Origin of the sequence: Pseudomonas juntendi (assembly GCF_009932375.1) — a bacterium.
GTDB classification, from domain to species: domain Bacteria; phylum Pseudomonadota; class Gammaproteobacteria; order Pseudomonadales; family Pseudomonadaceae; genus Aquipseudomonas; species Aquipseudomonas juntendi.
The window spans coordinates 1-15,579 of the sequence record NZ_BLJG01000159.1 but is presented as its reverse complement, the minus strand read 5'-3'; the positions used below and the strand labels follow the sequence as shown (position 1 = coordinate 15,579).

Genomic DNA, 15,579 nt, shown 5'->3' with positions numbered 1-15,579 from the left:
CATGACCGGCGTCCTTGGCGGCCTTCTCCACGGCAGCGGCACCGGCCAGCACGATCAAGTCGGCCAGGGAACTGTGCTTGCCGCTGGCAGCGAACTCGGCCTGGATGTGCTCAAGCGCGGCAACGACCTTGCCGGTGCCCTGGTTGGCCACCCAGTCTTTTTGCGGTGCCAGGCGCAAGCGACCACCGTTGGCACCGCCGCGCTTGTCAGAGCCCCGGAAGGTCGATGCTGCAGCCCAGGCCGTGGCCACCAGCTCGCCCACGCTCAGGCCCGTGGCCAGCACCTTGGCCTTGAGCGCGGCAATGTCCTGCTCGCCCACCAGCGGGTGGTCGACTGGCGGGATCGGGTCTTGCCACAGCAGCTCTTCATTGGGCATTTCCGGGCCCAGGTAGCGCGCCAGCGGGCCCATGTCGCGGTGGATCAGCTTGTACCAGGCGCGGGCGAAAGCATCTGCCAGTTGCTCAGGGTTGTCCTTGAAGCGCTTGGCGATAGGCCCATAGACCGGGTCGAAGCGCAGCGCCAGGTCAGACGTGAGCATCGACGGCGCGTGGCGTTTGGCCGGGTCGTGGGCATCCGGTACGGTGCCCGCGCCTTTGCCTTCTTTCGGTGTCCACTGGTGGGCACCTGCGGGGCTTTTGGTCAGCTCCCACTCGAAGTCGAACAGGTTGTTCAGGTACTCGTTGCTCCACTTCGTCGGCGTCGAAGTCCAGGTCACTTCAAGGCCGCTGGTGATGGTGTCGCCGCCCTTGCCGGTACCCAACCTGTTGGCCCAGCCCAGGCCCTGCAGTTCCAGCCCAGCGGCTTCCGGCTCGGGGCCGACATTGTCGGCCGGGCCGGCACCGTGGGTCTTGCCGAAGGCATGGCCGCCGGCGATCAGCGCCACCGTTTCTTCATCGTTCATGGCCATGCGGCCAAAGGTTTCACGGATGTCCCTGCCCGAGGCGACCGGGTCGGGGTTGCCCTCTGGCCCTTCCGGGTTTACGTAGATCAGGCCCATCTGCACGGCCGCCAGCGGGTTCTCTAGGTTACGCTCGCCACCGAGGTCTCGGCTTTGTTCCTGCGGGTGCTTGGCGGGCTCTGCCACCAGGTCCCCTTGCCCGGGCGGCTGGGCCTTGACCTGCTCCTTGCCATAGCGGGTATCGCCACCCAGCCAGACCTTTTCCGAGCCCCAGTAGACATCTTCGTCCGGCTCCCACACATCGGCGCGGCCGCCAGAGAAGCCGAAGGTCTTGAAGCCCATCGACTCAAGCGCCACATTGCCCGTGAGCACGATCAGGTCGGCCCAGGAAATCTTGTTGCCATACTTTTGCTTGATCGGCCACAGCAGGCGCCGTGCCTTGTCCAGGCTGACGTTGTCTGGCCAGCTGTTGAGCGGTGCGAAGCGTTGCTGGCCAGAGCCTGCGCCACCGCGGCCATCGGCAATGCGGTAGGTGCCGGCGCTGTGCCAGGCCATGCGGATGAACAGCGGGCCGTAGTGGCCGAAATCGGCCGGCCACCAGTCCTGCGAATCGGTCATCAACGCGGTCAGGTCTTGCTTCAGGGCCTGGAAGTCCAGGCTTTTGAAGGCCTTGGAATAGTCGAAGTCCGGGTCCATCGGGTCAGACTTGGACGAGTGCTGGTGCAGAATTCTGAGGTTGAGCTGGTCAGGCCACCAGTCACGGTTGGTGGTGCCGCCACCTGCGGTTTGATGGAACGGGCATTTCGATTCGTTCGACATCTGCGGGTACCTTTAGGTCGATTATCCAGATTTCCGGTCTGTGCCAGATGTTCGCTCAGCCGAGCAGGCGCGCGTGCCATGCCTGATCAGGTGTAAACGGGGGCTTGCGAAGCTGTCACAACAGGTGGGTGCGGTCTTGCACGGGGGTGCTGCCCCCACCGGTGCGCGGAATTCGCGGGGCCAGGAGAAAGACTAGCCGAGCCTGGGCGCAGGTCTAATAGAGCGGCTGTTTGGCCGCGATAGGTTGGCTCTTTCAGCGCCGCAGCTTCAGCCACCAGGCCGCCGGCACATCCATACAAGGCACGACGCGGCGGCCCATGCTTCAATACAGCGCAAAACCCTTAGCTCCGGAACCCAAGCCTCATGAACCGCAACGACCTGCGCCGCGTCGACATGAACCTGCTGGTGCTGTTCGAAGCCTTGATGATCGAACGCAACCTCACCCGCGTTGGTGAAAAGCTGTTCATCACCCAGTCCACCGTCAGCGCCGCCCTCGCCCGCCTGCGCGAACTGTTCGACGACCCCCTGCTGATCCGCAGCGGGCGCGCCATGGAGCCCACGCCACGGGCGATGCAGATCTTCGCGGAGCTGGGCCCGGCCATGGATGTGATTTCCGCGGCCATCAGCCGCGCCCGCGAGTTCGACCCGGCCAGCAGTTGCAACGTCTTCCGCCTCGGGCTGTCGGACGATGCCGAGTTCGGCCTGTTTCCGGCCTTGCTGCAAGCCCTGCGTGAAGAGGCGCCGGACATCAGCGTGGTGGTGCGGCGGGCCAACTTTCTGCTGATGCCAGGCTTGCTGGCCAGCGGTGAGATCTCGGTGGGCGTGAGCTACACCACTGACCTGCCGGCAACCGCCAAGCGCCGCAAGCTGCGCGATATCGGCGTGCGGGTGCTGCGCGCCGACGATCGCCCGGGGCCGCTGACACTCGACGAATACTGTGCCCGGCCGCATGTGATGGTGTCGTTCTCCGGTGACATGAGCGGCAACATCGACCTCGACCTGGCGCGGATCGGTCGATCCCGCAAAGTGGTGCTGGCGGTGCCGCAGTTCGGCAGCCTGCGCGCCCTGCTGCGCAACACCGAACTGATCGCCACGGTACCTGACTACGCTGCCAGTGCACTGGTCGAGGACAGTTGTCTACGCGCCGACCCTGCACCGTTCGAGATCACCGAGGCCGAGCTGTCGATGGTCTGGAGCGGTGCCCAGGACAACGACCCGGCCGAGCGCTGGCTGCGCGAGCGCATCATGCAGTTCATGGCCAGCCAGCCTTGACGATGGCCAGGCTTACTTGCCCCGCTGCATCCACGCCGCCCCCAGGCCGCTGAGGCAGATCACCGCGATACCCACCAGGCTCAAGGTATCCGGTACCTGGCTGTACACCACCAGGCCAAGCAAGCCGGCGAACACGATCTGGCAATAGCTGAACGGTGCCAGCAACGCGGGTGCCGCATGGCGGAATGCCTGGGTCAGCAACAGGTGCGCTGTCATGCCGAAGCCGCCCAGCGCCAACATCAGCAAGGCATGGTCCCAGCGCGGCACTTCCCAGAAGAACGGCACCAGCGCACTCATCGCCAGCGTATTGCACAGCCCCGCATAGAAGTTGCTGGTGGTGGGGCTGTCATGCGCGGCCAGAATACGCGTCAGCAACTGATAGAAGCAGAAGCCCAACGCCGAGCCGAACGGGTACAGAATCGCCGGGGTGAACATGGCCCCACCCGGGTGCACCACCACCAGCACGCCGATGAAACCCAGCACCACCGCCACCCACTGCGCCACGGTAACCCGCTCTTTGAGCAATGGCGCCGACAGTGCGGTGACCAGCACCGGGGCCAGGAAGTTGACCGCCGTTGCCTCGGCCAGTGGCAGGTACTGCAAGCCCGTGGTGAACAGCAGGCTGGTGCTCAGCAGGCTCAGGGCGCGCAGGGTCTGCAACAGCGGGCGGCGGGTACGCAGCACGTTCAGGCCGGCCTTGGGCAGGAAAATGCCGGCCATCAGCAGGGTATGCACCACATAGCGCGCCCATACCACCATGACGATCGGGTACAGGCCGCCGAGGAATTTGGACAAGGCATCGTGGCTGGCGAACAGGAACGTCGCAACCACCACCAGGGCGATGCCACGCAAGGGTTTGTTGACGCCGGACAACGGTGTACTGGAACTCATGGCTCTCTCGATGACGACGCCGCCATAGGCCGCGCCAAGGGGATGACCGCGCAGGCGGAGCCTGGCGGATACAACAGCTGGGATTCTAGAAGAGATGCCGCAACATAAGGAAGTTCATTTGCCCCAGGCCGGGGCCGAACGCATTTTCCGTTCGCTGATCGACCACTTTGCGCGCCGCGCGCATGGCCCGTGCCGCAGTGATCATCGACCATGGAGCCTCACCCCGCACACTGTACAAGGAATTGACATGCAAAGGCTCACAACCCGTAACGGCCTGGAACTGCCTGCCCTGGGCCTGGGCACCTGGCCAATGACCGGCAGCGCGTGCACCCAGGCCGTGCGCCAGGCATTGGAGTTAGGCTACCGGCACATCGACACGGCCACCGCCTACGAGAACGAAGCCGCCGTCGGCCAGGCCCTGCGCGACAGCGACGTCCCGCGCGAGCAGGTCCACCTGACCACCAAAGTCTGGTGGGACCGGCTGCAACCCAAGGCCATGCGCGCGTCGCTGGAAGCCAGCCTGCGGGCACTGGGTACCGAGCAGGTGGACCTGTTCCATATTCACTGGCCCGGCCAGCATGAAGACCTGGCCCGCAGTATCGAGACCTTGGTGGCCCTGCGTGAAGAAGGCAAGGCACGCCACATTGGTGTGGCCAACTTCCCCTTGGGCTTGCTACGCGAGGTCGTGGAAGAGCACGGGGCGCCGTTGTCGGCGATCCAGGTGGAGTACCACGTGCTGCTCGGCCAGCAGCCGCTGCTCGATTACGCCCGTAGCCATGATCTGCTGCTCACCGCCTATACCCCGCTGGCCCGCGGCCAGGCGGCGGCGCACCCGGTGATCCAGGCGATTGCCGGCAAGCACGGCGTACTGCCCAGCCAGGTGGCGCTCAAATGGTTACTGGACCAGGACGGTGTGGCGGCGATCCCCAAGGCCAGCAGCCGCGAAAACCAGTTGGCCAACCTGGCGGCGCTGAACGTGCAACTGGATGACGAGGACCGCGCTGCGATTGCCGAGCTGCCGAAAGACCAGCGAGTGGTCAGCCCGCCCTTTGCCCCGGACTGGAATAGCTGACCGGGGGCCGCGCCGGTGGCGCTCAGTGCCGGGCGCCACTCACCAGATAATTGAGCAATGCGGGCTCATCTGCCAGGTCAATGGCCCGCACTGGGCGGTGCCGTCAATCCTGCTCGGCAAACGCCTGCCCGACATCCCAGCCACCGCCTAGCGCGGCCACCAGTTGCACACTGGCCACCAGGCGCCCTTGCAGCAGGTTCAGCACACTGCGCTCGTTACTCAGCGCCGTGGCCTGCACATTGACGACGTCCAGGTAACCGATCAAGCCTGCGCGGTACTGGTTTTCGGTCAGGCGCAGCGACTCACGGGCGGCATCCAGCGCTTCCTGGCGCACCACCGCTTCATCACCGTACACCTTCAACTGCACCAGCAGGTTTTCCACTTCCTTGAAGCTGTCCAGCACGGTCTGCCGGTACTGCGCCACGGTCTGGTCATACACTGCCACCGTGCGGTCAACCTCAGCGCTGCGCTTGCCGGCGTCGAACAGGGTAAGCGCCAGTTGCGGCCCCACCGACCAGTAGCGGTTGGGCAATTCGATCCAGTTATTGAAACTGCTGCTGGAATACCCCCCATTCATGCTCAGGCTGAGGTCCGGGAAGTACGCCGCCCGCGCCACGCCGATATTGGCGTTGGCAGCCATTACATTGCGCTCGGCCGCAGCAATGTCTGGCCGACGCTCAAGCAATTGCGAAGGCAGTGACACCGGAATGCGCGGCAGCGCGGGGATAGCCTTGCTGTCGGCCAGGTTGAAGTCGGCCGGGGGCTTGCCCAGCAACACCGCAATGGCGTTCTCGAACTGCGCACGCTGCCAGATCAGGTCGATCAGGTCAGCCTGGGTGCTTTTCAGCTGGGTACGCGCCTGGGCAACCGCATCGGGGCCGGCAACACCGGCGCGGTACTGGTTTTCATTCATCCGCAACGAACGCTGGTAAGCGGCCACGGTCGCCTCGAGCAGGCGCTTCTGCTCGTCGATCACCCGCAGTTGCAGGTAGTTCTGCACCAGTTCCGACTGCTGGCTCAAGCGGATCGAGGCGAGGTCGGCGAGGCTGGCTTGGGCACTGGCCTGGTTGGCACTCAGGGTTTCCCGCAACTTGCCCCACAGGTCGATTTCCCAGCTCACGCCCAACTGCGCATTGTAGGTGTCGCGTATGCCGCTGCTGTTGTTGGACAGGCTGGAGCTGGAGCTGCCAGTACCCTGCGCCGAGCGGTTCTTGCTGGCGCTCAGGTCAAGGCTGGGGAACAGCGACGCACGGCTGCTGCGCACCAGCGCCTGGGCCTGGCGGTACTGGGCTTCGGACTGCGCCACGGTCTGGTTGCTGCGGTTCAGTTCCTCGACCAGCGCATTGAGCCCGGCGTCGCCATAGATTTCCCACCAGGCGCCACGGGCGATGGCATCGGACGGTGTGGCCTGGGTCCAGCCCTCGGCGTGTTTGAACTGCGCCGCCGTGCTGTCCAGCGCCGGGCGCTGGTAGTCCGGGCTCAGGGTGCAGGCACTGAGCATGGCCACGCACAACCCGGCGCTGAGCAGGCGCGAGCCACGCCCGCGGGTCAACGCCTGCAGGCCACGGTGCAGTGGGGAGTGGGCAAATGTCATAGCGGGGTTTCCATGGCGGCGTCGGTGCGCACACCGCGCCAACGGTTGAAGCGGTGGCGCAGGCGGTCGAGGTACAGATAGACCACCGGCGTCGTGTAAAGGGTCAGGATCTGGCTGAACACCAGGCCACCGATGATGGTCAGGCCCAGCGGCTGGCGCATTTCGGCGCCTTCGGCCTGGCTCAGCAGCAGCGGCAAGGCACCGAGGATGGCCGCCAAGGTGGTCATCAGGATGGGCCGCAGGCGCAGCAGGCACGCGCGGCGAATCGACTCCTCCGGAGACAGGCCCTGATGGCGCTCAAGCTGCAGGGCCAGGTCGATCATCAGGATGGCGTTCTTCTTCACCACACCAATCAGCAGGAACAACCCCAGCAGCGAGATCAGGCTGAACTCGCCACCGGTCAGGTACAGCGCCAGCAAGGCACCGACGCCGGCCGACGGCAACGTGGAGAGAATGGTCAGCGGGTGAATGTAGCTTTCATACAGAATACCCAGCACCAGGTACACCAGCAGCAATGCACCCAGGATCATGAACGGCTGGCCCTGCTGGGTCTTGGCAAAGGCATCGGCGCTGCCGCCGAGCTTGGCGATCACCCCCTCCGGCAGGCCCAGGGTCGCCACTGCCCGCTCTACCGCGGCCAGGGCTTGGTCTGGGCTATAGCCTTCGGCAATGTCGAAGGCGATGTCTTCGGCAGCGAACTGGCCTTCGTGGCTGACCCTGTCGTTGGCCAGGGTATTCTCGTAGTGGGCGATGGTCGACAACGGCACCCGGGCACCGTCAGCTGTGATCACCTGCACTTGTTCGAGGGTGCTGGGGTCCCAGGCGTATTTCGGGTTGATTTCCAGCACCACCTGGTACTGGTTGAGGCTGTCGTAGATGGTGGAAATCTGGCGCTGGCTGTAGGCGTTGTTCAGCACCGTGGTGACCATGTCCATGTCGATCCCCAGCCGCTTGGCCTGGTCGCGGTCCACCACCAGCGTCACCTGCTGGGTGCCACCCCCATCGCGGGCGTCGATGGCAGTCAGCTGCGGCAGCGCGCGCAGCGCAGCGACCACCTTCGGGAACCACTCGCGCAACGCCGCCAGGTCGCCGCTTTGCAGGGTGTACAGGTACTGCGACGAGGTCTGGTCACGCCCGCCACCCCCCAATTGCAGGTCCTGGTCGGCCATCAGGAACAGCCGCCCACCCGGCACCTTGGGCATCTCTTTGCGCAGGCGCTCGATCACTTTTTGCGCGTCCAGCTTGCGCTCGCTGATCGGCTTCAGGCGCACCAGTATCATGGCATTGTTGGTGCCGCTGTTGCCGCCGATGAAGCCGGCAACGCTCTGCACCGCAGGGTCGGCGAGCAAGGCGCGACGGTAGGTTTCCATCTTCGGCTGCATCACGCTGAACGACAGGCCATCGTCACCGCGGATAAAGCCCATCAGTTGGCCGGTGTCCTGCTGGGGCATCAGCGTCTTGGGCACCACCACGTACAACGCGATATTCAGGCCAATGGTCGCCAGCAGGCTGAACAGGGTCAGGCGCTTGTGGCGCAGGGCCCAACCCAGGCTGCGGTCATAGGCGTGGACCATGCGCAGGTGGAGCTTGTCGCTCCAGCGTTGCAGGCGGGTCTGCTCGGCGTTGTGCGGCCTGAGCCAGCGCGCGCAGAGCATCGGCGTAAGGGTCAACGACACCACCAGCGACACGATGATTGCCGCCGCCAAAGTGATGGAAAATTCCTGGAACAGGTTGCGCACGATGCCGCCCATGAACAGGATGGAAACGAACACCGCCACCAGCGAGACGTTCATCGACAGCAAGGTGAAGCCGACTTCCTTGGCACCCAGGAAGGCCGCCTTCATGGGTGGCTGGCCGTCTTCGATGTGCCGGGAAATGTTCTCCAGCACCACGATGGCATCGTCCACCACCAGGCCGGTGGCAAGGATCAGCGCCATCAATGACAGGTTGTTGAGCGAAAAACCACACAGGTACATGACAGCGAAAGTACCCACCAGCGATACCGGCACCGCCAGGCTGGGGATCAACGAGGCGCGCAGGCTGCCGAGGAACAGGTAGACCACCAGGATCACCAGCACCACCGCGATCAGCAGGGTGTGCTCGGCCTCCTTGAGGCTGGCATTGATGACCGGCGACCGGTCCATGGCCACGTTCAACTGCACGCTGGCGGGCAGCAGCGACTGCAGGGCCGGCAGCTGCGCCTTGATCTGCCCGACTGTCTCGATGATGTTGGCGCCAGTCTGGCGGTTGACCACCAGCAGCACCGCCGACTGGTCGTTGAAGAAGCCACTGTTGTAGCGGTTCTCGACCCCGTCGGTAATCGCAGCCACGTCGGACAGACGCAGGATGGTCCCGTTCTGCTGGCGAATGACGATGGGCTCGTAGTCCTTGGCCTTCTCCAACTGGTCGTTGGCGCGCACCTGCCAGTTGCGCTCGGCGTCTTCGACAAAGCCCATGGGCCGGCGCTGGTTGGCGTTGGCCACCGCGGTACGCACTTCGTCCAGTGACAGGCCGTACTGGTTGAGCAATTGCGGTTCGACGGCAATGCGCACCGCCGGCAACGAGCTGCCGCCGATCTGCACCTCCCCTACCCCGGACACCTGGGCCAGGCTCTGCGACAGAATGGTGTCGGCCAGGTCGTACAACTGCCCCTTCTGCAATACGTCCGAGGTCAGCGAAAGCACCATGACCGGCGCCTGCGACGGGTTGATCTTCTTGTAGGTAGGCATGCTGCGCATGCCGCTGGGCAGCAGGTTGCGGGTGGCATTGATGGCCGCCTGCACTTCACGCGCCGCACCGTCGATATCACGGCCTATCTCGAAACCGATGATCACCCGCGTCGAGCCCTGGTTGGAGCTGCTGGTCAGGGTGGTCACGCCAGCGATGCTGCCCAGCTTGCGCTCCAGTGGCGTGGCCACGGTAGAGGCCATGACCTCGGGGCTGGCACCGGACAGGTTGGCCGACACCACGATCACCGGGAAGTCCATTTCCGGCAGTGGCGCAACCGGCAGCAGCTTGAAGCTGACCCCACCCAGCAGCATGATCGCCAGGCTCAGCAGCATCGTTGCCACCGGGCGACGAATGAACGGCCCCGACAGATTCATGCTTCGGCCTGCTTCGCGCTATCGGCCGGGCGCCAGCGGCGCGCCAGGCGGTCGAAGTACAGGTAGATGACCGGGGTGGTGAACAACGTCAGCACCTGGCTGACCAGCAAGCCACCGACCATCACCAGGCCCAGCGGCTGTCGCAGCTCGGCGCCGGAGCCTGTGGCCAGCATCAGTGGCACGGCCCCGAACAGCGCCGCCAGGGTGGTCATCAGGATTGGCCGGAAGCGCAACAGCGCCGCCTGGTAGATGGCGTCCCGGGGGCTCATGCCTTGATGGCGTTCGGCTTCGAGGGCGAAATCGATCATCATGATCGCGTTCTTCTTGACGATGCCGATCAGCAGGATGATGCCGATGATCGCGATCATGCCCAGGTCGTTGCCGCTGATGAGCAAGGCCAGCAAGGCGCCGACGGCCGCCGACGGCAGCGTCGAGAGGATGGTCACCGGGTGGATGTAGCTCTCGTACAGCACGCCCAGCACGATGTACATGGTGACCACCGCTGCCAGAATCAGCAGCAAGGTGCTCGACAGCGAGGCCTGGAAGGCCTCCGCCGCCCCCTGGAAGCGGGTTTGCACCCCCAGCGGCATGCCGATGTCCTGCTGTACCTGCTCGATCACTTGCACCGCTTCACCCAGTGACGCGCCATGGGCCAGGTTGAAAGACAGGGTCACGGCCGGGAACTGGCCAATGTGCGAGATCGCCAATTGGGCCTGGCGCTGCTCGATGCGCGCCAATGCCGACAGGCGTACCTGGCCGCCATCGGCAGCCTTGACGTGGACCGATTCCAGCGCCTGCGGGCCGATCACCGAGGCATCTTTGGCCTGCAGCACCACGCGGTACTGGCTGGCCTGGGTGTAGATGGTCGAGATCTGCCGCTGGCCAAACGCGTCGTACAAGGCGTTGGTGACCTGCGACACGGTGATGCCCAAACGGCTGGCCATGTCGCGGTCGATGACCAGGTACACCTGCAGGCCTTTGTCCTGAAGATCACTGGCCACATCGGCCAGCTCGGGGCGCTGCTGCAGCGCCTGCACCAGTGTGCCGCTCCATTGCGCCAACAGGTCGGCATCGGGCGACGACAGGCTGAACTGGTACTGGGTGCGGCTGACGCGGTCTTCGATGCTCAGGTCCTGCACCGGTTGCATGAACAGGCGAATGCCCACCAGGCGGTCGACTTGCGGCTGCAGCCGGCTGATCACTTCGCTGGCCGTGACGTCGCGTTCGCCGTGGGGCTTGAGGTTGATCAGCAAGCGGCCGCTGTTGAGCGTGGCGTTGTCACCATCGACACCAATATAGGACGACAGGCTTTGTACGGCCGGGTCCTGCAGGATCACCTTGCTCAAGGCCTGCTGGCGCTCGCTCATGGCGGCGAACGAAGTGGACTGCGGCGCTTCGGAGATGCCTTGGATGACCCCGGTGTCCTGCACCGGGAAGAAGCCCTTGGGCACCACCATGTAGAGGAACACCGTTAACGCCAGGCTTGCCACCGCCACCAGCAACGTCAGCGGCTGGTGCCTGAGCACCCATTGCAGGGCGCTGCCGTAGTGTTTGATCAGCCAGTCGATCCAGGCGCCACTGGCACGGTAGAACCGGCCCTGCTCTTCTTCCTTGGGTTCACGTTTGAGAAGGCGCGCGCACATCATTGGCGTCAGGGTCAGCGACACCACCAGGGAAATCAGGATGGCCACCGCCAGGGTGATGGCGAACTCGCGGAACAGGCGGCCGACCACGTCGGCCATGAACAGCAGCGGGATCAGTACCGCAATCAGCGAGAAGGTCAGCGATATGAGGGTGAAGCCAATTTGCCGGGCGCCCTTGAGCGCGGCCTGCATGGGCGTTTCGCCCTCTTCGATATGGCGGGAAATGTTCTCCAGCATGACGATGGCGTCGTCGACCACGAAGCCAGTGGCGATGGTCAGCGCCATCAGCGTGAGGTTGTTGACCGAGAAGCCGGCCAGGTACATCACGCCGAAGGTGCCGATCAGCGACAGCGGTACCGCGATGGACGGAATGAGGGTGGCGCTGGCCCGGCGCAGGAAGACGAACGTGACCATGACCACCAGCACGATGGCGATCAGCAGTTCGTGCTGGACATCCTTGACCGCGGCACGAATGGTCTGGGTGCGATCGGTGAGCACCGACACATCCAGGCCCGCAGGCAGGTTGTCGGTGATCGACGGCAGCAGCGCCTTGATGCGGTCTACCACTTCGATCACGTTGGCACCCGGCTGGCGCTGGATGTTCAGCAGTACCGCATGGTTTTCGTTGGCCCAGGCTGCCAGGCGCTCGTTCTCGGCACCGTCGACGATTTCGGCCACGTCCTTCAGGCGCAGCGGCGCACCGTTGTTATAGGCCAGGATCAGGTTGGCGTATTCCTCGGGGGAGCGCAGCTGGTCGTTGGCGTCGAGCATCGACACGCGGGTGGGCCCGTCGAAGTTGCCCTTGGGCTGGTTGACGTTGGACGCGCCGATCAGCGTGCGGACATCTTCAAGGTTCAGGCCATTGGCCGCCAAGGCATCGACATTGACCTTGATCCGCACCGCCTGGCGCTGGCCCCCGGCGATGCTCACCATGCCCACGCCGCTGATCTGCGCAAGCTTCTGCGCCACCCGGGTATCGACCAGGTCGTTGAGCTTGGGCAGCGGCATGGTCTTGCTGGAAATGGCCAAGGTCAGCACCGGCGTGTCGGCCGGGTTGACCTTGTTGTACACCGGCGGCGCCGGCAGGTCGCTGGGCAGCAGGTTGCTGGCGGCGTTGATCGCGGCCTGTACCTGCTGCTCGGCAACGTCCATGTTCATGTCCAGGTTGAAACGCAGGGTGAGCACCGATGCGCCGCCGGAGCTGGTCGAGGCCATTTGCTCAAGCCCGGGCATCTGGCCGAACTGGCGCTCCAGTGGCGCGGTCACCGCGCTGGTCATGACCTCCGGGCTGGCGCCGGGGTACAGGGTCATGACGCGGATGGTCGGGTAGTCCACCTGCGGCAAGGCAGAAACCGGCAGCAGCTTGTAGGCGATCAGGCCGGCCAGCACGATGGCCAGCATGCTCAGCGTGGTGGCGACCGGCCGTAGGATGAACAGGCGCGAGAGGTTCATGCGCCCGCCTTGCCTGCTGCGGCACCAGGCTGCGCTTGCCCTGGCTGGCCCTCACCGGCATGTGCCGACCCTTTGGCATCCTGGCCCTGCAGTTTCTGGCCTGGGGTCGTCGGCACCTGCGAGCTGTTTTCGACCACCTCGACCTTGGTGCCCTCGCGCAGGCGGTCGGTACCTTCCAGTACCAGGCGGTCGCCGGCCTTCAGGCCATCGAGGATGACGCTGTGCTCGCCATCACTGGCGCCGACCTTGAGCTTGCGTACATTGACCGTGCTCTGGTCGTTGACGACGTAGGCGAACGTGCCGTCGTTACCGAACTGAATGGCTGCCGCCGGGGCCATGACCACCTGCTTGAGGGTGTCGGCCAGCAGACGCACGTTGACGAACTGGTTGGGGAACAGGGCCAGGTCCTTGTTCTCGAAGCGGCCCTTGAATTTCAGGGTGCCGGTGGTGGTGTCGATCTGGTTGTCGATACTGGCCAGTACCCCCTTGGACTGCAGCTTGCTGTCACTGCGGTCCCAGGCCTCGACCGGCAGGCTGGCGCCGCTGCGGTAACGCTGCAGTACGGTGTCCAGTTCGGTTTCCGGCAAGGTGAAGGCAACGCTGATGGGCTCGGTCTGGGTGATGACCACCAGGGCATTGGTGTCGTTGGCCGCTACCAGGTTCCCCAGATCGAGCTGGCGCAGGCCCACCCGGCCGTTGATCGGGGCGCGGATCTGGGTGAACTCCAGGTTTAGCCGGGCATCGTTGACTTGCGCCTGGTTGGTCTTGACCAGGCCCTGAAACTGCGCCACCTGCGCCTCGGCCGTGTCGAGGGTCTGCTTGGCGATACTGTCTTCGGCGTACAAGCCTTTGTAGCGGGCCAGGTCGACCTGGGCGTTCTTCAACTGCGCCTGGTTCTGTGCCAGCGTGCCTTCGGCCTGCTGCAGCGCGATCCGGTAGGTGCGCGGGTCGATTTCGGCGAGCAGGTCGCCGGCCTTGACCTGCTGGCCTTCCTTGAAGTGGATTTTGACCAGCTCGCCTGCCACGCGGCTGCGTACGTTGACCGTGTTGGTCGCAGTCACTGTACCCAGCGCCTTGTAATACAGCGGGAAGTCACCCACGGTCACGGGTTCGACGCGCACAGGCACCGGGTCGGTTGAACCACCGAAGCCCGGGCGGCCGCCCATGCCCATGCCTTTGCCACCACGCCCGCCGCTGGCGTCCTTATGCCCAGGCGTTGCTGCAGGCCACAGCCACCAGGCCAGCGCAGCCACCAGCAGCAGGATCAGCAGGCCGAGCAGCCAGCGACGAGGGGAACGGGAATTGGACGCTTGCATGGGTTGAACGAACCTTGTTCGGAATGACGGCTTGGGGAGGGTGAACGATAAGCACTGGCATCGTTTTAGCAAAGGGCCTTTACCAGAGGTTTACCTTTGGCTGACATTGCCAAGATGCGGAATTTTAAATGAAAACGGCCCGGAACGTGTTCCAGGCCGTTACAGGGTGTTGCTTGGAGCGCGCTGAGGGCTGCGGGGTTCCACAGACCGAGCGCCGCCCGCGCGGCGCTCGATCTCACAAGCGCTAAAGATGCCACGGCGAGCACTGACAACCCTGCAGAGCAGAGCTGCACTCTTTCCTACAGGGCTATCACGACATCAAAGCGCTCCGCGACAGGCGCGCTGCTTACTTCAGTACCGCCAGTGCAGCCTCGTAGTCCGGTTCTTCAGCGATTTCGCCGACCAGCTCGCTGTGCAGCACTTTGTCGTTCTCGTCCAGCACCACCACGGCGCGGGCGGCCAGGCCAGCCAGCGGGCCATCAGCGATGGCCACGCCGTAGTTTTCGAGGAACTCGCGGCCGCGCAGGGTCGACAGGTTCTTCACGTTCTCCAGGCCCTCGGCGCCGCAGAAACGTGCCTGCGCAAACGGCAGGTCGGCGGAGATGCACAGCACCACGGTGTTGGCTACATCGTTGGCCTGGGCGTTGAACTTGCGCACCGAAGTGGCACAGGTTGGGGTGTCGACGCTCGGGAAGATGTTCAGCACCTTGCGCTTGCCGGCGTAGTCTTTCAGCGACTTGTCAGCCAGGCCTTCACCCACCAGGGAAAAAGCCGGAGCCTGGGCGCCTGCCTGTGGCAGGTTGCCGTTGACCTGAACCGGGTTGCCTTTGAGAGTCACTTGAGCCATGACGAAATCCTTATGCGGGGTTTGAAAAGGACACCGAGTTAAGCATGAAGGCGGCCGAGTGCCTATGGGGGCGGGTGAATTTGTTCTATTCCCGGATAATGTTTGTGAACAAACTTCCGGCTTTCTCGCCCCTTGCCGGGTGAGTTTCACGCGCAAAAAACCCGGGCGGCGCCAGCCAACCCGGGCTTGTTTCATAGCCAGCCGTGACTCAGCCCAGCAGGCCGTACACCACCGAAGTCAGCGCAACCAGGCCCACCACTACCACGAATACATTGGACGCCGCGCCGCTGTACTTGCGCATGGACGGTACACGGCGGATGGCGTACATCGGCATCAGGAACAGCAGCACCGCAAGGATCGGGCCGCCGAGCGATTCGATCATGCCGAGGATGCTCGGGTTGAGGGTGGCGACGATCCAGCACACTACCAGCATCAACCCTGCAACCACCCGGTCCAGGGCCTTGGCGCCCGGGCGTGCGCCGGTCTTGGCGATAATGCCCTTGAGGCCTTCACTGGCACCGATGTAGTGGCCGAGGAACGACTTGGCGATGGCCACGAAGGCAATCAGCGGCGCGGCAAACGCGATGGTGGGGTTGCTGAAGTGGTTGGCCAGGTACGACAGGATCGACAGGTTCTGCGCCTTGGCTTCAGCCAGCTGCGCGCTGCTCAGG

9 protein-coding genes and 1 pseudogene are annotated in these 15,579 nt (G+C 64.4%); 2 read left to right on the top strand and 8 right to left on the bottom strand.

Annotated elements, in window-relative coordinates:
• Positions 1–1,717, bottom strand: a 1,717-nt coding sequence (katG, locus tag GYA94_RS19530; RefSeq protein WP_161892911.1) for a catalase/peroxidase HPI, incomplete at its 3' end; no start/stop codon positions are given.
• 363 nt (positions 1,718–2,080) lie between these two features.
• Here katG and GYA94_RS19525 point away from each other — a divergent pair.
• Positions 2,081–2,989, top strand: coding sequence for a LysR family transcriptional regulator (locus GYA94_RS19525; protein ID WP_161892910.1), 909 nt, complete (start codon positions 2,081–2,083; stop codon positions 2,987–2,989).
• Positions 2,990–3,001: 12 nt separating this feature from the next.
• Here the strand turns inward: GYA94_RS19525 and GYA94_RS19520 are convergent, their stop codons facing one another.
• Positions 3,002–3,880, bottom strand: coding sequence for a DMT family transporter (locus GYA94_RS19520; RefSeq protein ID WP_009682408.1), 879 nt, complete (start codon positions 3,878–3,880; stop codon positions 3,002–3,004).
• Between the two features lie 247 nt (positions 3,881–4,127).
• Here GYA94_RS19520 and GYA94_RS19515 point away from each other — a divergent pair, with 247 nt between their 5' ends.
• Complete coding sequence (locus GYA94_RS19515) at positions 4,128–4,952, top strand: aldo/keto reductase (protein ID WP_161892909.1); 825 nt, start codon at positions 4,128–4,130, stop codon at positions 4,950–4,952.
• Between the two features lie 103 nt (positions 4,953–5,055).
• Here the strand turns inward: GYA94_RS19515 and GYA94_RS19510 are convergent, their stop codons facing one another.
• The 6 genes and pseudogenes from GYA94_RS19510 to GYA94_RS19485 form a co-directional block, all read right to left on the bottom strand.
• Entirely contained in the window at positions 5,056–6,546 is a 1,491-nt protein-coding gene (locus GYA94_RS19510) for an efflux transporter outer membrane subunit (protein ID WP_161892908.1), read from the bottom strand.
• Positions 6,543–9,650 (bottom strand): efflux RND transporter permease subunit, encoded by a 3,108-nt coding sequence (locus tag GYA94_RS19505; protein WP_161892907.1) that lies wholly within the window; start codon positions 9,648–9,650, stop codon positions 6,543–6,545. Before GYA94_RS19505 ends, GYA94_RS19510 begins: the two co-directional genes overlap by 4 nt.
• Positions 9,647–12,745, bottom strand: a complete 3,099-nt coding sequence (locus tag GYA94_RS19500; RefSeq protein ID WP_161892906.1) for an MdtB/MuxB family multidrug efflux RND transporter permease subunit — start codon at positions 12,743–12,745, stop codon at positions 9,647–9,649. The genes GYA94_RS19505 and GYA94_RS19500 overlap by 4 nt, the downstream gene beginning before the upstream one ends.
• A complete protein-coding gene (locus GYA94_RS19495) occupies positions 12,742–14,061 on the bottom strand; it encodes an MdtA/MuxA family multidrug efflux RND transporter periplasmic adaptor subunit (RefSeq protein WP_110679796.1) in 1,320 nt (439 codons plus the stop codon). The genes GYA94_RS19500 and GYA94_RS19495 overlap by 4 nt, the downstream gene beginning before the upstream one ends.
• A gap of 346 nt (positions 14,062–14,407) precedes the next feature.
• On the bottom strand, positions 14,408–14,908 hold the full coding sequence (tpx, locus tag GYA94_RS19490; RefSeq protein ID WP_054881982.1) for a thiol peroxidase: 501 nt from the start codon (positions 14,906–14,908) through the stop codon (positions 14,408–14,410).
• Between the two features lie 208 nt (positions 14,909–15,116).
• Positions 15,117–15,579 (bottom strand): annotated as a pseudogene (locus tag GYA94_RS19485) (HAAAP family serine/threonine permease); the annotation flags it as partial.